The organism is Oleiphilus sp. HI0079 (assembly GCF_001635105.1).
This window is the reverse complement of the sequence record NZ_LWFT01000512.1, coordinates 1-642: the sequence shown is the minus strand read 5'-3', so window position 1 is coordinate 642 and position 642 is coordinate 1. Positions and strand designations below refer to the sequence as shown.

The window sequence follows — 642 nt, the reverse complement described above, 5'->3', positions numbered from 1 at the left end:
CCATTAATTAAGGCTCGAACCGGCGCTAAAGCTGCAAGTGCACCATTTAATGGCACTTCTGCATCAGTCTTGGTAAGTGCTTCGTACCCAGCTGCACCAGGAGATGGAACAATTGCATTCCCTTGTGTGTCGGTTATACCGTTTGTAATCGCTACAACAAATCGCGTTCTTTCAGCGAGAGGGCTTGAAACTGGATGGATTCTAATCGTTGAATTGCCGTCTAGCACCTTATGTTCAACCGTGTAGGTTGGCTGAGCTGCAACGATGTCAGCAGGAACTGGTGGAGTCGCCACGCCAGCTACATTTGGTGGCTCTTGGTTTGATAATCCTTGTACTGGGTCGCCGCTCGCGTAATCAAGAGCGATAAGCCAAACGTTTTGATCCGCGTCGCCTGGGCCTTTGATTGATGCAGGATCAATGAGGCCGCTCAAAGAAATATCGATCGGTGCGATGGTCGATGCGCCGCTTAATCCGTTCAGAGCAGTTGTAACTGGTGGGGATGTATCGCTAACTGAGAAGCTGCCATCACCCGCTTCTGAATCAAAAATCAAATCATTAGGTATTGGAAGCTTGCTCTCTGCTGGGGAGAAAATTGGATACACCGCAGTGCTGGTATCTGGATTCGTTACCGAACCGGCGTTT

General features: G+C 49.4%; 1 pseudogene. It reads right to left on the bottom strand.

Going from position 1 to position 642, the window contains the following annotated elements:
- Positions 1-642 (bottom strand): annotated as a pseudogene (locus A3750_RS26015) (hypothetical protein); the annotation flags it as partial.